Annotated in this window: 22 protein-coding genes and 1 pseudogene; 7 read left to right on the forward strand and 16 right to left on the reverse strand. The window is 45.1% G+C overall.

Annotated elements, in window-relative coordinates:
• The first annotated feature begins 104 nt into the window (after nt 1-104).
• The 3 genes from A3712_RS11700 to A3712_RS11710 all read left to right on the forward strand — a co-directional run bounded on the left by A3712_RS11700 (nt 105) and on the right by A3712_RS11710 (nt 3,492).
• Nucleotides 105-1,337 (forward strand): pyridoxal phosphate-dependent aminotransferase, encoded by a 1,233-nt coding sequence (locus A3712_RS11700; protein WP_063523563.1) that lies wholly within the window; start codon nt 105-107, stop codon nt 1,335-1,337.
• 171 nt (nt 1,338-1,508) lie between these two features.
• A complete protein-coding gene (gene yfbR, locus A3712_RS11705) occupies nt 1,509-2,093 on the forward strand; it encodes a 5'-deoxynucleotidase (RefSeq protein ID WP_063523564.1) in 585 nt (194 codons plus the stop codon).
• Between the two features lie 55 nt (nt 2,094-2,148).
• A complete protein-coding gene (locus A3712_RS11710) occupies nt 2,149-3,492 on the forward strand; it encodes an anti-phage deoxyguanosine triphosphatase (protein WP_063523565.1) in 1,344 nt (447 codons plus the stop codon).
• 35 nt (nt 3,493-3,527) lie between these two features.
• Here A3712_RS11710 and A3712_RS11715 read toward each other — a convergent pair whose 3' ends face one another.
• A complete protein-coding gene (locus A3712_RS11715) occupies nt 3,528-4,127 on the reverse strand; it encodes a tRNA-uridine aminocarboxypropyltransferase (RefSeq protein WP_063523566.1) in 600 nt (199 codons plus the stop codon).
• Between the two features lie 9 nt (nt 4,128-4,136).
• Here A3712_RS11715 and rrtA point away from each other — a divergent pair, with 9 nt between their 5' ends.
• Complete coding sequence (gene rrtA, locus A3712_RS11720; protein ID WP_063523567.1) at nt 4,137-4,679, forward strand: rhombosortase; 543 nt, start codon at nt 4,137-4,139, stop codon at nt 4,677-4,679.
• On the opposite strand, the gene A3712_RS11725 is transcribed toward rrtA, so the two are convergent.
• The 8 genes and pseudogenes from A3712_RS11725 to A3712_RS28705 form a co-directional block, all read right to left on the reverse strand.
• Nucleotides 4,676-4,975: a ComEA family DNA-binding protein gene (locus A3712_RS11725; RefSeq protein ID WP_063523568.1), complete on the reverse strand. Its 300-nt coding sequence runs from the start codon at nt 4,973-4,975 to the stop codon at nt 4,676-4,678. The two genes, rrtA and A3712_RS11725, sit on opposite strands and share 4 nt — an antisense overlap.
• Before the next feature lie 179 nt (nt 4,976-5,154).
• Nucleotides 5,155-7,020, reverse strand: coding sequence for a peptidylprolyl isomerase (ppiD, locus tag A3712_RS11730; RefSeq protein WP_063523569.1), 1,866 nt, complete (start codon nt 7,018-7,020; stop codon nt 5,155-5,157).
• 220 nt (nt 7,021-7,240) lie between these two features.
• Nucleotides 7,241-7,534 carry an HU family DNA-binding protein gene (locus A3712_RS11735; protein WP_012604504.1) on the reverse strand — a complete coding sequence of 98 codons (294 nt, stop codon included), beginning with the start codon at nt 7,532-7,534 and terminating at the stop codon, nt 7,241-7,243.
• Nucleotides 7,535-7,703: 169 nt separating this feature from the next.
• On the reverse strand, nt 7,704-10,055 hold the full coding sequence (gene lon, locus A3712_RS11740) for an endopeptidase La (protein WP_063523570.1): 2,352 nt from the start codon (nt 10,053-10,055) through the stop codon (nt 7,704-7,706).
• Nucleotides 10,056-10,187: 132 nt separating this feature from the next.
• Complete coding sequence (clpX, locus tag A3712_RS11745; protein ID WP_008220631.1) at nt 10,188-11,468, reverse strand: ATP-dependent protease ATP-binding subunit ClpX; 1,281 nt, start codon at nt 11,466-11,468, stop codon at nt 10,188-10,190.
• 82 nt (nt 11,469-11,550) lie between these two features.
• Nucleotides 11,551-12,177: an ATP-dependent Clp endopeptidase proteolytic subunit ClpP gene (clpP, locus tag A3712_RS11750; protein ID WP_004736080.1), complete on the reverse strand. Its 627-nt coding sequence runs from the start codon at nt 12,175-12,177 to the stop codon at nt 11,551-11,553.
• 105 nt (nt 12,178-12,282) lie between these two features.
• The gene (tig, locus tag A3712_RS11755; RefSeq protein WP_063523571.1) at nt 12,283-13,581 is read right to left on the reverse strand and encodes a trigger factor; all 1,299 of its coding nucleotides are present in this window, start codon (nt 13,579-13,581) and stop codon (nt 12,283-12,285) included.
• Between the two features lie 318 nt (nt 13,582-13,899).
• Nucleotides 13,900-14,088, reverse strand: a pseudogene (locus A3712_RS28705) (hypothetical protein); the annotation flags it as partial.
• Nucleotides 14,089-14,246: 158 nt separating this feature from the next.
• Between A3712_RS28705 and A3712_RS11760 the strand changes: the two are divergent.
• The 3 genes from A3712_RS11760 to A3712_RS11770 all read left to right on the forward strand — a co-directional run bounded on the left by A3712_RS11760 (nt 14,247) and on the right by A3712_RS11770 (nt 17,797).
• A complete protein-coding gene (locus tag A3712_RS11760) occupies nt 14,247-16,040 on the forward strand; it encodes a sensor histidine kinase (protein WP_063523572.1) in 1,794 nt (597 codons plus the stop codon).
• 144 nt (nt 16,041-16,184) lie between these two features.
• Nucleotides 16,185-17,519, forward strand: coding sequence for a sigma-54-dependent transcriptional regulator (locus A3712_RS11765; RefSeq protein ID WP_063523573.1), 1,335 nt, complete (start codon nt 16,185-16,187; stop codon nt 17,517-17,519).
• 98 nt (nt 17,520-17,617) lie between these two features.
• Nucleotides 17,618-17,797 carry a hypothetical protein gene (locus A3712_RS11770; protein WP_063523574.1) on the forward strand — a complete coding sequence of 60 codons (180 nt, stop codon included), beginning with the start codon at nt 17,618-17,620 and terminating at the stop codon, nt 17,795-17,797.
• Nucleotides 17,798-17,839: 42 nt separating this feature from the next.
• On the opposite strand, the gene A3712_RS11775 is transcribed toward A3712_RS11770, so the two are convergent.
• The 7 genes from A3712_RS11775 to A3712_RS11805 all read right to left on the reverse strand — a co-directional run bounded on the left by A3712_RS11775 (nt 17,840) and on the right by A3712_RS11805 (nt 25,923).
• Nucleotides 17,840-19,201 (reverse strand): TRAP transporter large permease, encoded by a 1,362-nt coding sequence (locus tag A3712_RS11775; protein ID WP_063523575.1) that lies wholly within the window; start codon nt 19,199-19,201, stop codon nt 17,840-17,842.
• A gap of 2 nt (nt 19,202-19,203) precedes the next feature.
• Entirely contained in the window at nt 19,204-19,929 is a 726-nt protein-coding gene (locus A3712_RS11780) for a TRAP transporter small permease (RefSeq protein WP_063523576.1), read from the reverse strand.
• Between the two features lie 66 nt (nt 19,930-19,995).
• On the reverse strand, nt 19,996-20,991 hold the full coding sequence (locus A3712_RS11785) for a TRAP transporter substrate-binding protein (protein ID WP_063523577.1): 996 nt from the start codon (nt 20,989-20,991) through the stop codon (nt 19,996-19,998).
• 385 nt (nt 20,992-21,376) lie between these two features.
• Complete coding sequence (gene hflX, locus A3712_RS11790; RefSeq protein WP_063523578.1) at nt 21,377-22,744, reverse strand: GTPase HflX; 1,368 nt, start codon at nt 22,742-22,744, stop codon at nt 21,377-21,379.
• 267 nt (nt 22,745-23,011) lie between these two features.
• Nucleotides 23,012-24,124, reverse strand: a complete 1,113-nt coding sequence (locus A3712_RS11795; protein WP_063523579.1) for an ABC transporter ATP-binding protein — start codon at nt 24,122-24,124, stop codon at nt 23,012-23,014.
• 6 nt (nt 24,125-24,130) lie between these two features.
• Nucleotides 24,131-24,988, reverse strand: coding sequence for a carbohydrate ABC transporter permease (locus A3712_RS11800; protein WP_063523580.1), 858 nt, complete (start codon nt 24,986-24,988; stop codon nt 24,131-24,133).
• On the reverse strand, nt 24,985-25,923 hold the full coding sequence (locus A3712_RS11805; protein ID WP_063523581.1) for a carbohydrate ABC transporter permease: 939 nt from the start codon (nt 25,921-25,923) through the stop codon (nt 24,985-24,987). The genes A3712_RS11800 and A3712_RS11805 overlap by 4 nt, the downstream gene beginning before the upstream one ends.
• Nucleotides 25,924-26,015 lie beyond the last annotated feature (92 nt).

Below are 26,015 nucleotides of genomic sequence, written 5' to 3' on the forward strand. Positions count from 1 at the left end.
CCAAACGTGACACTGAAATGCGACATTCATCAGATTTTTATTCTATCAAACGTCATTTTGCGGTACTTTAATAAAGTATTTAAATTAATTTCAGGAAATCGGCAATGCAAAATATCGGGATGTCGTCAAAACTCAACAGCGTATGCTACGAAATCAGGGGGCCTGTACTCAAACATGCTAAGCGCATGGAAGAAGAAGGGCATAAAATACTAAAGCTTAACATTGGTAACCCCGCCCCATTTGGTTTTGACGCCCCTGATGAAATCCTTGTTGACGTAATCCGTAACCTGCCGACATCTCAAGGTTACTGCGACTCAAAAGGTATCTATTCAGCCCGTAAAGCGGTTGTTCAACACTACCAAAAAAAAGGCCTACGCAATCTTGACGTAGAAGACGTTTACATTGGTAACGGTGCTTCAGAGCTTATCGTTATGTCTATGCAAGCGCTACTGGATAATGGTGATGAAATCTTAGTTCCCGCTCCAGACTATCCACTATGGACAGCATCAGTGGCACTTTCTGGTGGTACTCCGGTTCACTACATGTGTGATGAAGATGCAGACTGGTATCCAGATCTGGATGACATGCGTGCAAAGATCTCTCCAAAGACTCGCGGCATCGTTCTTATCAACCCGAACAACCCTACAGGTGCGGTTTACAGTCGTGATTTCCTACTTCAAGTTGTTGAGATTGCACGTGAACACGGCCTAATCATCTTCGCTGATGAGATTTACGACAAAGTCCTTTACGACGGTGCTGTACATACCTCTGTTGCAACGCTTGCTGAAGACGTACTGATGGTAACATTCAACGGCCTATCTAAAGCTTACCGTGTTTGTGGTTTCCGTGGCGGGTGGATGTTCCTAACGGGCCCCAAACATTTAGCCAAGGGCTATGTTGAAGGNCTTGAAATGCTTGCCTCGATGCGTTTGTGTGCCAACGTACCAATGCAGCACGCAATCCAAACGGCACTAGGTGGCTATCAAAGTATCAATGAACTGATCCTGCCTGGCGGCCGCCTACTTGAGCAACGTGACCGAGCATGGGAACTGATTAATAAGATCCCAGGTGTTTCTTGTGTGAAACCAAAGGGCGCGATGTACCTGTTCCCAAAAATCGACACCGAGATGTACAACATCAAAGACGATCAGAAGTTCGTACTCGATTTCCTAAAGCAAGAAAAGGTACTATTAGTACAAGGCACTGGCTTCAACTGGCCTAAACCAGACCACTTCCGTATTGTGACTTTGCCACACATTGAAGACCTTGAAGCAGCAATTGGTCGCCTAGAGCGCTTCTTGCAGACTTACAATCAAGACGACCTCATCGAAGGTTAATAAGCACAAAGAAAGGTGGCTACAGTTTGCTGTTTTAAAAGACTTTAACTTGTATTCATTCACTTCTATGCTTTAAAGGCTCCAGTTTAGGAGCCTTTTTTGTATCCGCTGTCTCGTACTGTTTGTAGCAAACACAAGGTACGAGTGGAGCACTCTTTAGAAAGGACACTTATGAAACAGAGCCATTTCTTCGCCCATCTCGCACGTATGAAACTTATCCAGCGCTGGCCTCTGATGCGCTCCGTCTCCAGCGAGAATATCTCGGAACATAGCCTACAGGTCGCATTCGTTGCCCATGCCTTGGCACTTATCAAAAACAAAAAGTTTGATGGCAAACTTAACCCAGAACACATTGCCCTAATGGGGATGTACCATGACACCAGCGAAGTACTAACTGGGGATCTACCTACCCCCGTCAAATACTATAACCCAGAAATCGCTCAAGAATATAAGAAGATAGAAGCTGCTGCAGAGCAAAGGCTGCTTTCGATGCTGCCAGAAGAACTTCAAGACGACTTCGTCCCCTTCTTAATCTCCGGCACCGCCAGTAAAGAAGAGCAGAACATCGTAAAACAAGCCGACACTATCTGTGCTTATCTTAAATGTCTAGAAGAGCTCAGTGCTGGCAACCATGAGTATGAACAAGCTAAACGTCGGCTAGAAGAGACTCTCGAACAGCGCAAAAGCCCTGAAATGAACTACTTTCTCACCACCTTTGCCCCAAGCTTTGAATTATCACTAGACGAGATAAGCTAGCTGGGTATAAGTTGCCTGTAGATAGTTAAATAAAATTGATTTGATAGGTGATATTTTGAATTCTCAACTCGAACCTTCTTTTGCACTCGAACAAGAGTGGCAACACAGAAATGATGATGAACACAAAATAAGACGTGATGATCACCGTAGCCCTTATCAGCGCGACCGAGCACGCGTGCTTCACTCTGCCGCTTTTCGTCGACTACAAGCAAAAACTCAAGTGCACGGCACAACAGTTAATGATTTTCACCGCACGCGCTTGACTCACTCGCTAGAAGCGGCGCAGCTTGGCACTGGCATTGTTGCGCAGCTCAAGAAAAAGCAACCTGAGTTTCGAGACATTCTGCCTTCAGATAGCCTAATTGATTCTTTATGCCTAGCTCACGACATCGGCCACCCACCTTATGGACATGGTGGTGAAGTCGCACTTAACTACATGATGCGCGAACACGGTGGCTTTGAAGGCAATGCCCAAACGTTTCGCATTGTCACACAACTAGAGCCTTATACTGAGCATCATGGGATGAATCTATCTCGACGTACGCTATTAGGGCTGATCAAATACCCTTCACTACTCAGTGAAGTTGAGGCAAAAGAGCAGCCTGAACCCGTTAAGCACCAGCGACAGCTCCGAGCTAAAGATTGGATGCCCGCGAAAGGTATCTATGATCATGACGAAACACTCTTTAACTGGGTACTTGAGCCGCTTTCTGCTAACGATCAACAACTTCTCAAACAGAAAAGAAAATCACACACAGAGCCACTTGAACACAACAAGACGAAGTACAAGTCACTCGACTGTTCCATCATGGAACTTGCGGACGACATCGCCTATGGCGTGCATGATCTGGAAGATGCGATTGTGCTTGGTTCAGTGACTAAAGCGCAGTGGGTTGAATCTGCTTATCCGCAGTTAAAAGAGATGGCTGATCCATGGATTTGTGAGCACCTAGACTCCATTACAGAAATGTTGTTTTCTGGCGAGCAGTACCGCAGAAAAGATGCCATTGGTGGGATTGTAAACGCGCTGCTGACGAGTATCTCGATTAAGCCCGTCAATGAAAGTTTTGATAACGCACTGCTTGCCTACAATGCCGTATTGGAACCAAGCATGGATGCCACCCTAGACAAACTGAAGCACTTCGTCAGCGAATTTGTGATTCAAGTGCCGCAGGTTCAAGTTATTGAGTACAAAGGTCAGCAGATCATCATGGATATGTTTGAAGCCTTCAGCGCGGACCCTGAACGCCTGTTGCCACTGCCAATCAGGAAACAATGGCTACAACATCAAGATGAATCCAGAAAGATGCGCGTGATTACCGATTACATCTCATCAATGACCGACGACCTTGCTCAGAAGATACACCAACAGCTGTTTTCAGCACATACTGAGTTCTAGGCTTACTCGCCGTACTTAGACAAGTATTAGTGAGATTACGCTAAGTAGTTTTTCTCAAATACGCCTGGCGGCATTTGATTGATTTGAAACTGAATCATTTGGTCAAATGCCGTTAGCAGCGGGCTGAAATCTCGGTCACCTTCTAATAAGTTCAGCAAATGGTACCCAGCCTCTACCGTCGACAAGCTATTTTCGCTTGGCGCTTTACGGATTCGGTAATTACCTTTGAGATCTTTTGGCAGGTGGACCGTGCTTAGCGCATGCAAGTTGCTAGACACTTGCCACATCTTGAATGCCTTTTTCCAAGTGCCATCGAGTAGAATCACACGCAGCTTTTTATCAAGGCGTGTTAAAGACTCGACAGGCACAGAGTGTTCACTCGGGTACAAAATCACGTGCTGATATTGCTCATCAGCCAGCAATGCATTCAGTCGTTCATTGTCTGAAAAATCTTCTCCGACAATCGTCACACTGTTTTTTAAAGATAACGAGAGGATACGCGCGGTTCCCATCGGACGATGCTCTTCTGATGGGTGCTGAAGAATGATAAGCTCAACGTTCGACTCTAGTGGTGTAACCCACTGACAAATACAAGCTCTCAAAGCCTTGCTGCATTGGGGGCAATAACGAGACATGGATGTAATGTGTACCCTGTTTTAATTTTCACTTCACTTTTATGCGTCATATTCCAACTAGAGCCAGTGCAGACTTGGGTAGTTTGGGATAAAAGTGCGATTGTCGATGGACAATGGTGGCGGATCCTAACAGGAAACTTTTCACATACCAACTACTCACACCTGCTAATGAATCTAGCGGGCTTATGGATCATCAGCTATCTGTTCCAACCCACACGAAAACAACTTACCTCGGCTTTAGCTGTAATTAGCTTAGTTACAGGGTTAGCTCTATTACTTTCAAGCATTCAGATTTACGTAGGCTTATCGGGAACACTGCATGGATTGTTTGGCTTATTCGCGCTTAGAGAGACGCTAAACGGCAGGAAATCGAGTTGGCTTTTGGTATTAGGGTTAGTCGCTAAAATCGCTTGGGAGCAGCTTGTTGGTCCTTCTAGTACGACTGGTGAACTGATCAACGCGAGAGTAGCAATTGAAGCCCACCTAGCAGGTGCACTGGCAGGCGGCTCCATGGCAATCATTTCATTTTTAATGAGTAAAAAAGCGAACTAAAGCTGTATCCTTTCGCGATTCTTTTCAACCGTTGCTTCTCCAATCCCTTTCACACTCGCCAAGTCATCAGCACTCGCAAACGCGCCGTGCTCAGTTCTGTAGTCGACAATATCTTTGGCTTTCTTATCGCCCACGCCTACCAGTAACGCTGATAGCTCTTCTGCGGTCGCAGTATTAATGTTTACTGTAATCTCAATACCTTCGTAGAGTTCAGCTTTGGTTGGTCTGTCTGCAAATACGGTAGGGCTTAAGAAAATCAAAAATGAAAGAAGTAGTGTTGAATATAGAGTGCGCATAATCTATTCCTTTGTGAAAAAAGGTAACTTATGCGTTTGTATCAAGAGATAACATGATCGCTAGATAAAAATAAAGCGGGCCACCTAAGTAACCCGCTTTGTTCTACATCTTATTTTCATCAGCTTGCTTGTTGGCTCACAAATCTGCTTGAGAGCTCGACTAGCGACACAATTGATGATTATTGACCTTGGCCTACAACGTAGTATTCAACGTCTGCGTTTTTGCGTAGTACGTTTAATACGTTAGTCAGATCTTGCTGGTTACCAACACGCTCTAACTGAGCACCAATTTGAGTGCTATATGCAGGGTTAATTTCAGCCGTTACTTTAGATAGCTCTACAACAACGATATTGCCGTTTTGGTCTTTAGACTGGCCGAATACCACTTTGCCTTCTTCTGGCTTCGCTAGAGCGAATACAGACGCAGCTAGTGGAGAGTTGCGGTCAATTGTCTCAAGTTCTGTGAAGTCAAGGTTATTTTCAGCTAGCACTGCTTCGTTACCAGCTTTTAGGTCGTTAACAAGCGAAACACCTAGCTCAACAGCTTGCTCTTCCGCTTTAACAGCAGATAGCGCAGCTACAACTTGATCTTTCACTTCTTCAAGAGGAAGAACAGTCTCATCACGAGTCTCTTCAACACGTACAACGATTACGTGCTCAGGAGCGACTTCGATAACTTCAGAGTTTAGGCCATCTTCTTTCACTTCAGGGCTCAAGATAGCTTGCATTACTGCAGGCGTCTTCAACACTTCAGGTGCATCTACTTGAGAGATAAAATCAGTTGTTGTGATCTTAGCGTTAATAGCCTCTGCAGAATCATCTAGTGAATCAGGAAATTCAAACGCTACTTTTTCTAGCTCAGTTTGCATTTCGTAGAACTGGTCTACTGCGTGTTGGTCTAGAAGTTCTTGCTTAATCTCCGCTGCTACTTCTGCGTATGGCTGAGATTCAGGCGCTTTTAGTTCGTCTAACTTAATGATGTGGAAGCCGAAATCAGACTTAACCAAGCCAGTAGTATCACCTACATTCTGAAGTGCGAAAGCTGCGTCTTCGAATGCTGGGTCCATAACATCACGTTCGATCCAACCTAGGTCACCGCCAACATCCGCACTGCCGAAGTCGTCAGATTTCTCTTCCGCTAGCGTAGCAAAATCAGCGCCTGCGTTTAGCTCGTCTAGGATTGCTTGCGCTTTCGCTTCATCGTCGCCTTCAACAAGAATGTGACTAACTTTACGTTGCTCTGCCGTTGAGTACTTGTCTAAGTGCTCTTGGTAGTATTTTTGTGCTTCTTCGTCGCTTACTTCAAGCTGAGACTTAAGTGATTCAGCAGAAAGTTCGATGTAAGATACTTTAGCTTGCTCTGGACGAGTGTACGCTAGAGGGTTTTCAGTGTAGTACTGTTCGATTTGCTCGTCAGTTAGCTCAACGTTTTTCGCAAGGTCAGCAACAGAAAGAGTTACTGTACGAATATCACGAGTTTGTGCAATTAGCTTGCTTTGCGTGTCGATTTCGCCTTGAAGAACAAACTCACTGCCTTGAAGTGCAGTGACAAGCTGGTTACGCATTAGGTCACGACGCATGTATTCAGCGAAGCTTTCTGCGCTGAACCCTGCACGACGTAGTGCTGCTTGGTAAACTTCTTGGTCGAATTGACCCGCAGTTTGGAACTGAGGCATTTCTAGAATCATAGTACGGATTTGAGAATCACTGATTCGTAGGCCTAGAGACTCTGCTTGCTGCTCAAGTAGAACATCGTTGATCATGCGATCAAGTACTGATTTACGGAAAGACTCTACGTATGCAGGGTCTGCAAGCATTTGAGCAAAGTAATCGCCAAGCTGAGATTGCATGCGATTACGTTCGTTTTGGTAAGCTTGTTCGAACTCACCACGACCGATTTCTGTACTGCCAACTTTAGCTGCTGCGTTGTTACCGCCACCGGTGATGTAGCTACCTACACCTGCGAATACGAATGACAGGATAATCAACCCAAGGATAATTTTTACCGCGATGCTATTCACGCCTTCGCGTAATCGATCCATCATAATTTAAGTGCTCTCCGGATATGAAGCATTGGCTTCAAAATAAAAATCTATTCACGCGATATTATCAGAAAAAGAAATGCGCATCAGTAGGATGCGCATAATTTAAATTAGTTCAATGTGCTTCGCACATATACTGTTTAAGAATGAAACATCATTTTTCAAACAGTAAACGCATTTTACTACCTTCCCCTCTTTCAAATAGAGGTTTCAGCAATAGGAATTAGTTACATGCGTCTTTAAGTGCTTTACCCGCTTTGAAGCCAGGTACTTTAGCTTCTGCGATTTGGATCTCTTCACCAGTTTTTGGATTACGACCTGTACGAGCTGCACGAGTACGAACACTGAAAGTACCAAAGCCAACAAGTGCAACTTGATCGCCTGATTGTAGCGTTGTACCAACAGCTTCGATGAATGCGTCTAGAGCGCGGCCAGCTGAAGCTTTAGAGATGTCTGCGTTTTCTGCGATTGATTCTACTAGTTGTGTTTTATTCACTGTTTTTCCCCTATGTGTCATCTGTGACTACTTCTCGATGACTGTACGTTCCATTTTGGTTTTAATTTAGCCGCAAGCCTTATTGCAAAAGGGCTGCCGCTTTGATCAATAACTTAGCGTCCAAAAAAAACGCTGACAAGCCTTTTCGGGCCTATCAGCGTAATTCTTTACTTATTTTTGCTATGCATCACTATTTTTTCACGTCAAACTCGACCCCTGACGGATCTCGTTCTAGCGCGACTTTCAGTACTTCGTCAATCCATTGGACAGGGATCACCTTCAAGTCAGCGATTACGTTGTCTGGAATCTCTTCCAAATCACGCTCGTTGTCTTTCGGAATCAGTACTGTTTTGATGCCACCACGGTGCGCAGCAAGCAGTTTTTCTTTCAAGCCACCGATAGGTAAAACTTCACCGCGAAGGGTAATTTCACCAGTCATACCAACCTCAGCTTTCACCGGATTCCCCGTTAAGCTAGAGACAAGTGCAGTACACATCGCGATACCCGCACTTGGGCCATCTTTCGGTGTTGCACCTTCTGGTACGTGAACGTGAATATCACGTTTCTCATAGAAATCTGAGTTGATGCCTAGTTTTTCAGCACGAGAACGAACCACGGTCATCGCAGCTTGAATCGACTCTTTCATCACATCGCCAAGAGAACCAGTTTGCGTTAGCTTACCTTTACCCGGCATTGCCTCAGTTTCGATAGTCAGCAGATCACCACCAACTTGAGTCCAAGCTAAGCCTGTTACTTGACCAATACGGTTGCTCTCATCCGCTTTACCGAAGTCGTGACGCTGAACACCTAAGTACTCTTTTAGGTTATCCATCGTAACAGTCACAGACTTAAGGTCGCTGTCTAACAGGATGTTTTTAACCGCTTTACGGCAGATCTTAGAAATCTCACGCTCTAGGCTACGTACACCTGCTTCACGTGTGTAGTAACGGATAATACCGATGATTGCAGAATCTTCGATAGTAATCTCGTTTGTCTTTAGACCGTTGCGTTTCACTTGCTTATCAACAAGGTGACGCTTAGCGATGTTTAACTTTTCGTCTTCTGTGTAACCAGACAGACGAATCACTTCCATACGATCCAGTAGTGGGCCAGGAATGTCCATCGAGTTAGAAGTTGCTACGAACATAACGTCTGAAAGATCGTAATCTACTTCTAGATAATGATCGTTAAACGCGTTGTTTTGCTCTGGGTCTAGTACTTCTAGTAGTGCTGAAGATGGGTCGCCACGCATATCAGAAGACATCTTGTCGATTTCATCTAATAGGAACAGTGGGTTCTTAACGCCAACTTTAGACATCTTCTGGATTAATTTACCCGGAAGAGAACCGATGTAGGTACGACGGTGACCACGAATCTCAGCCTCATCACGGACGCCACCTAGTGCCATACGTGTGTACTTACGACCTGTAGCAGCCGCGATAGAGCGCCCCAGTGACGTCTTACCCACACCTGGAGGACCAACAAGACAAAGGATTGGACCTTTCAGTTTATTAATACGGTTCTGCACCGCCAAGTACTCAAGAATACGTTCTTTAACACGCTCTAGGCCATAGTGATCTTCGTTTAAGATCTCTTCCGCTTTCGCTAGATTCTTCTTAACTTTTGAGCGCTTAGCCCAAGGAACGCCAACCATCCAATCGATATAGCTACGTACTACTGTTGCTTCAGCAGACATTGGCGACATCATTTTCAGTTTTTGCAGCTCTTGCTCGGTTTTTTCACGAGCTTCTTGAGGCATTTTTGACTCTTCGATCTTCTTCTTCAGAGTCTCGAATTCGTCTGGAGCGTCGTCCATCTCGCCAAGTTCTTTCTGAATCGCTTTCATTTGCTCATTCAGGTAGTACTCACGCTGAGATTTTTCCATCTGCTTCTTAACACGGCCACGGATGCGTTTCTCAACCTGCAGGATATCAATCTCTGACTCCATTTGGCCCATCAGGAACTCTAGACGCTCAGTCACATCTAGAATCTCCAGTACGTGCTGTTTGTCTACTAGTTTAAGTGGCATGTGTGCTGCGATGGTATCAGCAAGACGAGCTGCTTCATCAATCCCATTCAGTGAGGTTAGAACCTCTGGTGGAATCTTTTTGTTTAGCTTAATAAAGCCTTCGAACTGATTGATCGCGCTGCGAACAACCACTTCTTGTTCTTTTTCGTCAAGTTCTGAGGTAACAACGTATTCGGCATCCGCTAGGAAAAATTCACTCTCTTTGAACTCGTGAATTTTTGCACGTTGCTGACCTTCAACAAGTACTTTAACCGTACCATCAGGGAGCTTAAGTAACTGAAGAATGGTAGCGACGGTACCTACTTTAAATAGGTCGTCAATTGAAGGCTCATCAGTATCCGCTTCTTTCTGCGCAACAAGTAGTACTTGTTTGTTAGCTTCCATAGCCGACTCTAGGCAAGTAATCGATTTTTCACGACCAACAAACAATGGAATAACCATGTGTGGGTAAACCACTACATCACGTAGAGGTAGCACGGGGATTTCGATACGCTCGGAACGTTCCAAGTTCATATATTTCTCTCTTCCGCTTTAACTTATAAAGCAGTATATGGGGCTTAAACGACTGGATTCAATGGAAGAATAAAAAAAAGGAGGTAATTGCTTACCTCCTTTTTCAATTTGAGCGACTTGTCTAAAAAAGACCTACTCTGCAACAGCAGCTTGATTGTCTGAGTTGCTGTAAATCAACAGTGGCTCTGACTCACCATTGATTACCGACTCATCAATCACAACTTTGCTTACATCAGTTGAAGATGGCAGTTCGTACATCGTTTCTAGTAAAACACCCTCCAAAATAGAACGTAGACCACGAGCGCCCGTTTTACGGCTCATCGCTTTCTTAGCGATCGCACGTAACGCGTCTTCGCGGAACTCTAGCTCTGTATCCTCTAGCTCAAATAATGCTGCGTACTGTTTAGTCAGTGCATTCTTCGGCTCACAAAGGATTTGGATTAGCGCTTCTTCATCAAGCTCTGTCAATGTGGTCGTAACAGGTAGACGACCAATGAATTCTGGGATTAGACCATACTTCACTAGATCTTCAGGTTCTACTTGAGTGAACAGTTCACCAATCGTTTTGGTTTCATCTTTTGAACGCACTTCAGCGCCAAAGCCGATACCAGAACCTGTTTCTACACGTTGTTCAATCACTTTATCTAGGCCAGCAAATGCACCACCACAGATAAATAGGATCTTAGACGTATCCACTTGCAAGAACTCTTGCTGTGGATGCTTACGACCACCTTGTGGTGGAACAGAAGCAACTGTACCTTCAACAAGTTTTAGTAGAGCTTGCTGTACACCTTCACCAGACACGTCACGCGTGATTGATGGGTTTTCAGCTTTACGAGAAATCTTGTCGATTTCATCGATGTAAACAATGCCGCGTTCCGCTTTCGCTACGTCGTAATCACATTTCTGAAGCAACTTCTGGATGATGTTTTCAACATCTTCACCCACGTAACCCGCTTCGGTTAGTGTAGTTGCGTCTGCCATTGTGAAAGGAACGTCTAGGAAACGAGCCAGTGTTTCAGCCAGTAGCGTTTTACCACTTCCGGTAGGACCGATAAGAAGAATGTTACTCTTACCTAGTTCTACGCCTTCAGCTGTCGTATCACCATTACGTAAACGCTTGTAGTGGTTATATACTGCAACTGCTAGCACTTTTTTCGCGTATTCTTGACCGATTACATAGTCATCAAGGTGCTCACGAATCTCACGCGGCGTTGGCAGCGATTCAGATTCTTTCTTAGGAAGAACATCTTTGATTTCTTCACGAATAATGTCGTTACAAAGATCGACACATTCATCACAAATGTAAACAGAAGGACCTGCGATTAACTTGCGAACTTCGTGCTGGCTTTTGCCACAGAAAGAGCAGTAAAGCAGTTTACCGCTACCACCCTCTTTGCTTTTATCTGTCATTCGCTAACCTCTTAGCCTTTACTCTCTATGGTTTGAGTGTATATCAATTTGCATCACTTTGCGTCAAACAATTGCCCTGCAATTATTGACCGCGGTGATTAAGAACTGAATCCACTAAACCGTATTCTACTGCTTGATCAGCAGACATGAAATTGTCACGATCTGTATCACGCTCAACAACTTCTAGAGGCTGACCAGTGTGCTCTGCCAATAGTTTGTTTAGCTTTTGTTTGATCGTTAGGATCTCTTGCGCGTGAATCTGAATATCAGACGCTTGGCCTTGGAAGCCGCCAAGTGGCTGGTGAATCATTACGCGTGAGTTTGGAAGCACGTGACGCTTACCTGGAGTACCACCCGCTAGTAAGAATGCGCCCATAGAACAAGCTTGACCCATACATACTGTGCTCACGTTTGGCTTGATGAACTGCATTGTGTCGTAGATTGACATACCAGCTGTTACGCTACCGCCCGGCGAGTTGATGTAAAGGTAGATATCTTTGTCTGGGTTTTCAGATTCCAAGAAAAGCAGTTGAGCCACGACAAGATTTGCCATGTGGTCTTCCACTTGACCTGTTAAGAAAATGATTCGTTCTTTTAATAGACGAGAATAAATATCGTAAGAACGTTCACCACGGGAAGTCTGTTCAACCACCATAGGAACTAGTGCGTCCATAATCGATGGCATTGTATTTTTTTCTTGGTAGCTCATATTCTTATGTCCCTAAAATAAATGGCCCGAATGATAAAATCATACGGACCATTGTTAGCAGAATTGTCGACCGTACGTCAACCTTCTACGTCAGATATTACTATATTAAGCAGGTTGCTGATTCATTAGCTCGTTGAAGCTAACTTCTTTATCAGAAACTTGAGCTTTAGCAATGATTGCATCAATAGCTTGCTCTTCTAGAGCAACGTTGCGCATGTTGTTCATCATTTGCTCGTTTTGCTCGTAGTAAGCAATAACTTCAGATGGATCTTCGTATGCTGTAGCCATCTCTTCAATGATAGCTTTAACTTTCTCGTCGTCAGCTTTTAGTTCTTCAGTCTTGATTACTTCACCAAGTAGAAGACCTACAACTACGCGACGTTTAGCTTGCTCTTCGAACAGCTCACGTGGAAGTTGGTCAGCAGCTTCAGTGTTGCCACCGAAACGTTGAGCAGCTTGTTGACGTAGAACACCGATCTCTTGATCGATTAGAGCAGAAGGTACGTCGATGTTGTTTTCGTTAACTAGACCGTCGATAGCTTGCTCTTTGATGCGGTTCTTAACAGCTTGCTTAAGCTCACGCTCCATGTTCTTACGAACTTCAGCTTTAAGACCTTCAACGCCGTCAGTTGCACCGAACTTAGCAACGAATTCTTCGTTTAGTTCTGGAAGTTCACGAGCTTCAACTTTGTTTACTTTGATTGCAAACTTAGCTGCTTTACCCTTTAGGTTTTCAGCGTGGTAATCTTCTGGGAAGTTTACGTCGATTTCGAATTCCATACCTGCTGTTTTACCAACGATACCGTCTTCAAAACCAGGGATCATGCGACCAGCGCCCATCTCTAGTGGGAAGTTCTCAGCTTTACCGCCTTCGAACTCTTCACCGTCGATAGAACCAACGAAGTCGATAGTTGCACGAGAACCAGCGTCAGCTGCAGTGTCAACTTCAGTCCAAGTTGCTTGCTGCTTACGTAGAGTTTCGATCATCTCTTCAACGTCTGCATCTTTAACTTCTACTGCTGGCTTCTCAACAGCGATGTTTTCTAGACCTTTCAGCTCAACTTCTGGGTAAACTTCAAAAGTTGCGTTGAATACTAGGTCAGCGCCTTCGTTGTTTTCAACTGGTGCGAAAGTTGGTGCGCCAGCTGGGTTGATTTTCTCTTTAACGATCGCTTCGATGAAGTGACGTTGCATTACTTCGCCCATCACGTCTTGACGTACTGCTTTGCCGTACATTTTAGCAACCATCTTCATTGGCACTTTGCCTTTACGGAAACCATCGAAACGACGATTTTTCGCGATGTTGCGTAGTTCAGCTGTAACTGCATCTTCGATGTTAGCAGCAGGAACAGTAATATTTAGACGGCGCTCTAAGCCTTCTAGCGTTTCAACAGTAACTTGCATTATATAAACCTCAAAACTGGCTCAGTAATCTGAGCATATGAGCCGTAACTTAGCTTTAATTCAAAAGCCGACGTTGTTGGCTGCATCCTTGTGTAGTGCTCTATCCGAACACCTAATTTAAAATCGAGCATTGATGTTTGAATTGATCATTCAACCAAACAACAGACTAATCAGCGATATCTTCATCTTCACATACTTATTAAAATCTCAGTTTTCACTCGCTATTAAAAAGCAGCGAAGCTTGTTTTCGGAAACAAGAAAGGTATCTCCGATTAGCCTCAGGACAGAAATTTTAGACGCGACATTCTAGCGATCTGTTTAATCTCTGTCGAGCCGTTCACCTCTGCTTAATGATGAATGCTCTAAATTCGTCCAACTAAATGATACAAAAACGTTCAGAACATCACTTAGCACAACAGAAATGGGGACAATAGCGACTTTTTCAAGGGAATCGAGGGCTTTTTTTGCTAAAAAACTTAAAAAGAGATCTTGCTCTTGTTTTACCCCTCAGAGTCGATAACTTTTTCAACAATCTCCTTTACAAAGCCTTAACCTAACTCCATCTACTGGCTCTCTATTTTCAGCAAAAACTACCGCTAATTGCTGTGCTGAATGAGAGAAAGCAAGCTTTATATTGTTGCCCCCCGATTTAGCGGAGAACCTGCATGTTTCAAGCTTCGAGAATTCGTATCCTGTTATTGAGCGCCTACAGCGCCTTGATGATCCTTGGTGGCCACTGGGTATGGAATACGAGCCATCAAAGTTTGTTGAATGATCACCAATCTAACTTAGACCGCTTTTCCGTCCACATTGCCAGCCAATTAGATAAGTTTGCCCATATCCCTGAGCTGCTTTCGCAGGATAAAGAGCTGGTTGATGCCCTGCACTCACCAAGTAACACTGCTCAAATAGAACTCACCAATCGCTATCTAGAGCACGTTAACAGTGTGATTCAGGCGTCTGACACCTACTTATTGGATAGCATCGGTACCACTATCGCGGCCAGTAACTGGAACCTAAAACATTCTTTTGTTGGGCGTAACTTTGCCTTTCGCCCTTATTACCAACAAGCCATTCAAGGGCATGAAAAGCAATACTTTGCTTTAGGTTCAACTTCAGGAAAGAGAGGCTACTATTACTCTTATCCGGTCTCTTATGCTGCGGAAATAATTGGTGTAATTGTAGTAAAAATGGATTTGTCTTCGATTGAAGCGAGCTGGCAAGGTAAACAGAGCTTTTTTGTCGCGGATGATAAAGACCAGATTATTTTTATGTCGAGCAATCCCGAATGGCTATTCAAAAGTCTTCAGCCTCTCGATGATGCACAACAAGTTCGCATTCGCGAGAACCAGCAATACCTCGATACCCAGATTGAAAGCCTTCACTTCTCTGGCGAACTTGAGGGCGCGACCAGCAGCATTCGTTCACCTCACCCTTTAGTTAGAGAAAAGTTTTTTACCTCTTCACGCTTTCTACCTGACCCTGGATTAACGGTCAGGGTCTTCTCTCCTACCCACTTGGTTTGGTGGGATTTAGTCGCCTACATGGTGGTATTGAGCTTAGTATTCGCGATTATTTATCTTGTCATCCAGCTTAACCTTCATCGCCAACACCGACGCGCTCAGATCGACAGATTACAGTCTGAAGCGAATCAGAAGCTAGAGTTCCAAGTACTCGAAAGAACCTCTGAGTTGCATGGAGAGATCAAACAACGTATTGAAACCGAGCGAGTATTGAGACATACCCAAGACGAGCTCATCCAAGCAGCCAAACTTGCGGTATTGGGTCAGATGTCAGCCAGTATTAGTCATGAGTTGAATAACCCTCTCGCGGCTATTCGCAGCTATGCCGAAAATGGGCGACTGTTTCTGGCTAAAGAGAAAATAGATCGAGTCGATGACAACTTATCGCGTATTTCAGCACTTACCGAGCGTATGGCTAAAATCAGCGACCAGCTACGCTCCTTTGCTAAAAAGTCAACCGCTGAAGAGCTGCACACCTTGCAAATACTGCCCATTCTTAACTCATCTAAAGAACTGATGAAACCTCAGTTCAAAAGTGAGCGAGTTAACCTTAATGAACTACCCGAAACCTTTGATGCCTCAGTGCTCGCTAACGCCATTCAACTGGAACAGGTCATCATCAACCTGCTCACCAATGCAGTTCAGGCAATGGAAAGCCAAGACGATAAGCAATTAGCCGTTTTGTTAGAACTCAAAGAAACGGAAGAGGCTCAAGATAACACGCTACTGATTCACATCGATGACAACGGGCCTGGCTTTACATCTTCATCAAGCGGTAACTTTTTCGAGCCTTTCCACACCACCAAGAAGAACGGACTTGGACTGGGTTTATCGATATCTCAGCAAATAATCAGCGGAATTAACGGCAAGCTCACAACAGGAACCAGTCCACAAGGTGGTGCTCGATTTAGCATTGAGTTACCCGTTATTGAGTAACAGCAAGAGCAACAGCGAGAACTTCAAAGACAAAAGAATAAGCACCAACATACTAAGCAAAAACAACAGACTGAGATTCGCCCACTCAAATAAGAGCGAACAAAAACTCAGCAATAATTAGCATAAAAGAGCAAAGGAATAACTATGTGTCACGTCTATTTCATTGATGATGAATCCGACCTAAGAATAGCGATTGAGCAGAGTTTTGAGCTCGCGGATATTAACGCCGAATTCTTTCCCGATGCGGAATCAGCTTTGCTCGCGATTCAAGACAACGGGTTACCTCATGTGATCATTACCGATATCTGTCTACCCGGTATCTCTGGCCATGACTTGCTCAACACTGTCATGCATAAAGACACAGAGATTCCCGTCATCATGATCACAGGGCACGGTGACATCTCGATGGCAGTACAAGCGATTCAAGACGGTGCCTACGATTTTATCGAGAAACCTTTTACCAATGAGCGCTTGATAGAGACCACCAAACGCGCCATTGAAAAGCACCAGCTTACCTTGGAAAACCTCGAGCTAAAACGCTCACTCAAAGCCAGTAAAACCCTTGGGCCAAGAATCATTGGTGATAGTCAGTCCATGACTGAGCTTCGCTCTGTGATTACACATGTCGCCGACACCAACGCCGATATCTTGTTATTTGGCGAGACAGGCACAGGTAAAGAGCTGGTCGCACGCTCCCTACATGAGCAAAGCAGCCGCAGAGAACAAAACTTTGTCGCTCTAAACTGTGGAGCCGTTCCTGAAAACCTAATTGAGAGTGAGCTCTACGGCCATGAAAAAGGTGCATTCACAGGTGCAGAGAGTAAACGTGTGGGTAAGTTTGAGTTTGCTCAAGGTGGAACCCTGTTCTTGGATGAAATAGAATCCATGCCGATGCAAGCACAGATACGCCTGCTGCGCGTGTTACAAGAGCGAGTGATTGAACGCATTGGATCTAACCAGTTACTCCCTTTGGATATACGCGTCATTGCTGCTACCAAAGTAGACCTTAAGAGAGCCGCAACGGAAGGCACTTTTAGACAAGACCTCTACTATCGTCTTAATGTTGTAACTCTTGATTTGCCGCCACTTCGCAGCCGCAAAGAGGATATCGCTACCCTCTTCCACCACTTTTTACTGGTTGCCGCAGCTCGCTATGGCAAAACCGCACAGGCACTTCCACGCAGCGACCTTCACAAGCTCATCACCCATGACTGGCCGGGAAACGTACGAGAACTGAGGAATACCGCTGAACGCTTTATCTTACTTGGTAAACTTGCACAGCTGGGAGATACGGTTGAACAGGAATGCTGTCCTAGCCTCGCTGATCAGGTCGCAAGCTTTGAAAAGTCCGTCATTGAACAAGCTTTGAGCGATAACGAAGGCAGTATCAAGCTAACAATGGAGCTGCTTAACGTACCGCGTAAAACGCTCTACGACAAGATGCAACGCTACCACATCGACAAAGACGATTTTAAGTAATGAACGACCTTCTGCAGATTTAGGCTCTAAGTTGGCAGAGATGCATCAGCTCAACCATACTTTCATTATCTAATTAACAACACAAATACAGTTAGGTCATGAACGAGAAAACAACAGTTCCTGCGATATCCGATACCGTTTTGATCGATGGGCATTACGAAGAAGAGAAGCGTTCGGGGCGCGAGCGACGAAAAAGTAACGTTCGTTGGAAAGGTTACGACAGAAGAAACAAAACCTCTCGTCGTGATCCAGGCAACAAAATAGATGAAAAGGTTTAACTTTTCATCTATTCATTGAGGGTAAAGCTGCAAATAATTGTGTTATTTAGTGATGATTTCCGGCCCCATCAAGGTGGTTGGCAACCAAGTTGATACCCAAGGCACGTAAGTTACGATTATCAAGAACAAGAACATCACACCAACCCACGGCAGCGCCGCCTTCACCACATTCATCATCGACATCTTGGCGACACCAGCTGTCACAAATAGGTTAAGCCCAACAGGCGGCGTTATCATGCCAATCTCCATGTTAACGACCATCATGATACCAAGGTGAATTGGGTCAATACCCAGCGCAATCGCGATAGGGAAAACCAGTGGTGCAACAATGATCAACAGACCTGATGGCTCCATGAACTGACCACCAATCAACAGGAGCACGTTCACCACAATCAAAAAGGTGATTGGGCCAAGACCCGCCGATAGCATAGATTCTGTGATCATCTGTGGAATACGTTCTTCTGTTAGAACGTGCTTCAGAATCAGAGCGTTCGCAATGATAAACAGCAGCATGATCGTCAGCTTACCTGCGTCATACAGCGTATCTTTGGTATCTTTGTGGAAGAAGGTTTGGAACACTTTAACCAGTGCTGGCTTGGTGTTGTTCTTATCCGCAAAAGGCCCCATATCTTTGTAGATAAAGTTAGCGATAAAGAAGGCATACACCGCTGCCACTGCCGCAGCTTCGGTTGGAGTAAAGATACCACCGTAGATACCACCAAGAATGATGACAATCAGTAGCAAGCCCCAACTCGCGTCTTTTGCAGCGGCGAACATTTCACCCCACCCAACAAACGGCTGAGCTGGGATCTTCTTAATACGAGCTGCAATGTAAATAGCGATCATCAGCATCACGCCAGCCAGCAAGCCTGGGATCACGCCACCAAGGAACATACGACCTACCGATACATCGGTTGCTGCTGCGTAAACCACCATTACGATTGATGGCGGAATCAAGATGCCCAAAGTACCGGCATTACAGATAACGCCTGCAGCAAACTCTTTTGAGTAACCATTTTTGATCATACCTGCGATAACGATACTACCGATTGCCACTACCGTTGCTGGTGAAGAGCCAGACAGCGCAGCGAACATCATACATGCCACAACCGACGCCATCGCCAAGCCACCACGGAACCAGCCAACCATCGCGATAGCGAAACGAATAATACGTTTCGCCACGCCACCAGTGGACATAAAGCTAGAAGCCAAGATAAAGAAAGGAATCGCTAACAGTGTGTAGTGACCTGCAAAAGCATTAAACAGAGTTTGTGCAACCGATGCCAATGACGCATCTGAATGCATCAACAAAAACAGGATGCTTGATAAACCGAGGGAAATCGCAATTGGCACACCGACCAACATAAAAGCAATTACCATCAAAAATAGATATAACATTGCCATGATTAGTCTTCCTTACCGTTAGGCTTTGTACCCGACACGTTGGTCTTGTTGTTCGTAGTCGAATCCAATACTGCAGTCGCGTCTTCGTCAGAACCCGCAAGCACATCCGCTTTCAACGCATCCAGCTCTTCTTCGGCCTCATGACCTGCAATCATGCGGTCGAGTTTGCCCGTCACAACTTGGTAAGCAATTTGGATGAATCGGAACGTTAGTAATGCCATACCAATCGGCAATGCCATGTAAGGAATAAAGCGTGGCAACTTTTCGTATCGCTCACCTTCATTCAGCCAGTCAGCAAGAAACTGCAGCATCTCTGGCATTGGGATATCATCGGTTTCATACCATGCGCGATCGGTCGCGAATGGGTACCAATAATTCCATGAGCCGATGAGAAGTAAGATTGAAAAGACAAGACAGCTAGTAACAGCAATTAACGCGTACACCTTGCGTAGCTTTTCAGGGGCAAGGTTGATTATGACATCAACGCCAATGTGAAAGTGTTTTTTAACACCGTAAGAAGCGCCTACTAATACCATCCATGCAAACATGAATACTGTCAGTTCCAATGCCCATAAAATATTGTCGTTGAACGCGTATCGAAAGACCACGTTCGCAAAAGTTAGCAGGGTCATAGCACCTAGAAAGAAGGCTATTAAAAACTCTTCAATTGAATCGGTGACTCTTCCGACTTTGGAAAATAAAGACTGTTCCATTTGAGACTGTTCCATAAAATGCTCCGCTTATAATTGTTTTAATAAAGGGCAGCGGTAGAGAGCCGCCGCCCTATAGCGGTGTTATTGGTTTGAAGCTAATGCTGCATCGATAAGATCTGAGCCGATGTCTTTTTCAAACTTCTTCCAAACTGGTTGAAGTGCCGTTACCCATGCTTGACGCTGTTCAGGCGTCAACGTACGAACTTCACCACCAGCTTCGATGATGTTGTTTTTGTTCGCTAGGTTAACTTTTGAAGATTCAGCGTTACGCGTTTCAGAGACTTCCTGAACGATGGTGCCAAGTTGTGTACGTACATCTTCAGGTAGGTCTTTCCAGAAGTCGTTTGACGTTACGACTAGGTAATCCAAGATGCCGTGATTGGTTTCAGTTACGCCGTCTTGTACTTCGAAGAACTTCTTACCGTAGATGTTTGACCATGTGTTTTCTTGGCCATCGATAACCTTAGTTTGCAGGCCACCGTACACTTCTTTAAAAGACATCTTCTGTGGGTTAGCGCCTAGCTGTTCAAACTGAGCCACTAATACGTCTGATGCTTGTACACGAAATTTCAAGCCGTCTGCATCTTCTGGGCTGACAAGCGGTTTGTTCGCAGACATCTGCTTCATGCCGTTGTGCCAAAATGCCAAGCCTTGAAGACCACGACGCTTCATTGCGTTTTTCAGCTTTTCACCAGATTCTGAGTTTTGGAAACGGTCAACAGCTTCTACATTTTCAAACAGGAACGGAAGGTCAAAAATGCGGTATTTCTTAGTGAACTTTTCAAATTTAGACAGTGAAGGTGCCGCCATTTGAACATCACCATTTAACAGGGCTTCCAGTACCTTGTTATCATCGTAAAGCGTTGAGTTTGGGAAAACTTGCATACAAGCTTTACCATTCATTTCCGTGTTTACTCGCTCTTCAAGTAGAGAAGCAGCGATGCCCTTCGGGTGCTTATCCGTGTTGGTTACGTGACTGAATTTAATCACGATTTCACCTGGGTCACAGTTTGCAGCAGCATTAAAACTGGTGAGTGCCAGAGCAGATACAGAAAGCAGGGTAAGAGGCTTAAACATTATTATTCTCCTTATTAAACAAAACAGCCCTTCAATGGGAACTGCGTGCTTTCACTAAGGCAATTAGCGCGCCATATTGACACAAACCATTAACAACCCTTCAACCACAAGGCTTGGCAATATCGAGTCGCTCATCAGGCAGCTCAGCTATTAATATTAATGGGTGGGAAATGACCCATAGAATATTCATAAATGGGTGAGAGTTGACCAAACTATCAGTGATGAAATAAATGGGTGAGAGTTGACCAAACTATCAGTGATGAAATAAATGTAAGGAGGAAAAATAAAGGCCACCACTTCGGTAAACAAAGTGACAGCCTCATATAGAGATTCTTTGGAGCTGGTTATCTCAATAGGATATTGAAATATTTTCTGAATCAGTTGACTACGAGTTCTGCATACGCTTTTTAAGTCGTGCTAAATCAATGGCACTTGAACGTACCGTCAGCTTAATACACTCGTAGTCATACTCTTCTTTCACCACGCTCATGTTTGAGCGGATCTCACCAATGATACCTTGTCCAGAATAAGGAATCGTAATCTCTTCTTCGATCATCCCTTGCTCTGCCACGCCCACGATGTACTTATGAAGCTTGGTGATATCCATTGGATCGCGAGTTGACGTCAGCATCGCATCTGGAAATTCGTCCATCAACGCAAGCTGCTGCTCTTCACTTAATCTGTCGCACTTGTTGAGCACCAAGAGTTTTTCGCTGTCTTCGACGCCAACTTGCGCCAATACTTCGTGTACCACATCAAGCTGAGCGCGAAATGAAGCGTCAGATGCATCAACCACATAAAGCAGTAAGGACGCGTCATGCGCTTCTGCGAGCGTTGAGTGGAATGAAGCAACCAGATCATGTGGCAGCTTCTTGATGAAACCAACCGTATCTGACACTAGGATACGCGGTTGAGTGATCGGCTGAAGTGCACGAACTGTGGTATCTAGGGTTGCGAACAGCTTGTCTTCACCACTCACTTCGGTTGCGGTCATTGCACGCATCATCGAAGATTTACCCGCATTGGTGTAACCGACTAGAGCAACGGTGAAAAGCTCCGAACGCTTGGTGCGTCGGTTCTTCATTTCATCTTGTACACTTATCAGCTCACGCTTAAGCGCAGCAATTTGGTCGCGTACTTTACGACGATCAAGCTCTAGTGAGGTTTCACCAGCACCCTGACCCATCTGACGCTCTTTGTCACCGTCGGCTGTTTCACGAAGCCGAGGTACTAAATAATTTAGGCGAGCGATTTCAACTTGCAGACGTGCGGTACGAGTACGAGCGTGGCGACTGAAAATCTCGATGATGATACCGGTGCGATCAAACACCTCGACACCTAAGTGAGCTTCCACGTTGCGCAGTTGAGAAGGGCTCAAATCACAGTCAAACACCACAACATCAGCGGTACCAAACTCCATCTGTTCAGATGGCAAGTCATCAAAATCGAGCTCATCAATCCCAGCATGAAAGTCAAAAGACTCATCGATGAAATCTTCGTCTTCCACTTCTTGAATCGAACCTTGGTAACCGGTTAGATGAGCAATTTCTGCAAGCTTACCAACACCCAACACGTTTTGTCGTTGAGTGGAACTGTGGTGTTGTGACTGAGTACCGACCACTTTAAACCCTAAGGTTGTCACTAATCGAGCAAGTTCAGCAAGAGACTCTTTTGCTTCGTCACCTTTAAAATCAGGCGTCGTAATAGAGATAAGTAAAGCGTTACTAGCGGAGGGTTTTGCTGTTAGTTTCATGTTTTATTCTGTCTATGCACAAAAGTGCACCTAGTATTGGGTCTAAAGTAGCGCGATCCTACGCTGTTCTCAGTCCGCTTTATAGAGCTAACCGTGACTAATTGGCGATATTATTTCAGTTAATCTATTTATCTCGTTTATCCCTCTGTTTTCATAAGGAAATAAAATGAGCTAAAACAGAAAAAGGCAGCATCACGTTTTCAATTACGAATTAGTGATACTGCCCTACTTTAAGCTTAGCCTTTAATTGAGCGACTGACTCAAAAACTAGAAATCAATTCTCGCTTCAGTCTGTGCATCAAAGAATACCGCTTTCGACAGGTCAAAATGCAGTGGTGCCATCTGCCCTACCGAGACTTCAAATTCCGATGATAAACGACACGCCACTTCTTGATCGTTTACTTTCACCATCGCAATCGTATCTGGCCCTGTCGGTTCTAGCACTTCCAGTTGCAAGTCCAGTTTAGTGGTTGCTGATAGATTATCACCTTGTTGCTCAGTAATATGCTCTGGGCGAAGGCCAATCACCACTTCTTTGCCGTCTTGTTCACGCATACTTTTCGGCAGTCGAATATAGTGCTCTTGATCAGCGGTACCAATCACCTTAATGATTGGGTTCTGCTCCTCGTCGAGATCTACCATGGTCTTGATGAAGTTCATCGATGGTGAACCCATAAAGCCTGCCACAAACATGTTGCTTGGTTTGGTGTAGATCTCTTGCGGTGTACCTAGCTGCTGCAATTCACCATCTTTCATTACCGCGATGCGATCAGCCAGCGTCATTGCCTCAATTTGGTCATGGGTTACATAAACAATCGTGGTATTAAGCTTTTGATGTAGGCGCTTAATCTGGTGGCGCATTTCCACACGCAGCTTCGCATCCAAGTTGGAAAGCGGCTCATCGAACAAGTACAGCTTAGGACGACGCGCCAGTGCACGTCCCATCGCCACACGCTGACGTTGACCACCCGATAGCTGTGATGGTTTACGATCCAGCAGTTGTTCGATTTGCAGCATTTCAGCGACTCGATTCACTTCAGCATCGATCTCGTCCTGCGGCATCTTGCGTATCTTCAAGCCGAAGGCGATATTGCCGCGAACCGTCATGTTTGGGTATAGCGCATAAGATTGGAACACCATCGCGATGTCGCGGTCTTTAGGTTCAACCTGAGCCACGTCGACACCATCAATCACTATCTCACCTGAACTAATGTTTTCTAGCCCAGCAATGGTGTTCATTAGGGTGGATTTTCCACACCCCGAAGGGCCGACAAGTATCAAGAACTCCCCCGAATCGATACTAATGTCGATGCCCTTTAACGTTTCGTTGTCCGCGTTGCGATAAGTTTTACGGATCTGTTTTAAATCTAATGTTGCCATGGGTAATTATCCTTTTACTGATCCTGCCGTTAGGCCACGAACAAAATATTTTCCTGCGAAGACATACACCAACAGCGTTGGCAATGCGGCGATGATCGCAGCAGCCATATCAACGTTGTACTCTTTAACGCCCGTGCTAGTGTTGACTAAGTTGTTTAATGCTACGGTGATTGGTTGAGTCTCTGAGCCTGAATACACCACCCCGAATAAGAAATCATTCCAGATTGCAGTGAACTGCCAGATCACCGTCACCATGATGATCGGTGTTGAGATCGGTAATAAAATCTTAAAGAAAATGGTAAAGAATCCCGCACCATCCAGTTTTGCCGCTTTGATCAATTCATCAGGAATCGAGATGTAGAAGTTACGGAAAAACAGTGTTGTAAACGCCATGCCGTAGATAACGTGTACAAGTACCAAGCCAATAGTGGTGTTTGCTAAACCCATTTTGCCCAGTACGGTCGCCATAGGTAACAGCACCACTTGGAATGGAATGAAGCAACCGAACAGCAGCAAACTAAAGAACAGGTTTGAGCCACGGAACTGCCACTTAGTGACAACATAGCCATTGAATGCGCCTAGTAGTGTTGAGATAGCCACCGCTGGAATCACCATTTGGAACGAGTTCCAGAAATAGCCTTTAACTCCTTCGCATTTTACGCCAGTACACGCGCTGTCCCACGCTTTGTACCAAGCGTCGAACACCCACTCTTTGGGTAAACTCATCAAGTTACCCGCCTTGATATCTGGCAGGGTTTTGAATGAGGTAAGAACCATCACAAACAGCGGCATTAGGTAAACCAAGCAGAAGAAAAGCAGCGCCGAATAGATAAACATTCGAGCAAAGTTGATGTTGTTCATCATGACTTTTTCTCCCTAAGCTCTGAGTAAAGATAAGGCACCAGAATCGCTAGAATACCGGCTAGCATCATCATGGCACTGGCAGCACCTAGGCCAATTTGTCCGCGTGTAAACGAGTGTGCATACATGAATAGCGCAGGAAGATCCGACGAATAACCCGGGCCACCCGCCGTCATTGCTGTCACAAGGTCGAAGCTCTTAATCGCAATGTGTGAAGTAATGATCACCGCGCTGAAAACCACAGGTCGCAAGCAAGGCAAAATGATTTTGAGATAAATAGTGGGTAAGCTTGCACCGTCAATTTGCGCCGCTTTAATGATCGAAGAATCGATACCACGCAGGCCAGCTAAGAACATCGCCATCACGAAACCTGACGACTGCCAAAGCGCGGCAATCACTAAGGTGTAGACCGCCATTTCAGAGTCAACCAACCAGTCAAATTTAAAGTCGGTAAAGCCCCAATCTTGCATCAACTTTTCAATACCTAGACCCGGATTCAGAATCCACTTCCACGCTGTACCCGTCACGATGAATGACAGCGCCATTGGGTAGAGGTAGATGGTACGTATCGCGCCTTCTTGACGAATGTTCTGGTCAAGCAAAATCGCTAAACCGACACCCAAGACGATAGCAATCACCATGAATAGGATCCCAAACGCACCGAGGTTGGTGATTGAGGTTATCCAGCGATCGTTCTCCATCAGCTTTTCATATTGAGCAAAGCCAACAAAATTGAAGCTCGGCAGAAATCGAGAATTAGTAAACGACAGCGCTGCCGTCCAGAATATGTAGCCGTAGATACATACCACAGTCACCAACGCGGTCGGTGCCAGCACAATCTTAGGTAACCAATGCTGTAACCTGTCAGCAAAACTAGGCTTTGGTGCAGGCTGGCTCCTTGTCGGTTTTGGAGTCGACTCAGTCAAAACATGCTCCATAACTTTTCCTTGTTGCACAATTGAGCCAATGGCTTACCTCTCGGCACCACATCAGCATCACGCATATCAGAATTGAGGTGAAGAGCGGATAG

Source organism: Vibrio sp. HI00D65, from assembly GCF_001635455.1.
Classification (GTDB): Bacteria; Pseudomonadota; Gammaproteobacteria; order Enterobacterales; family Vibrionaceae; genus Vibrio.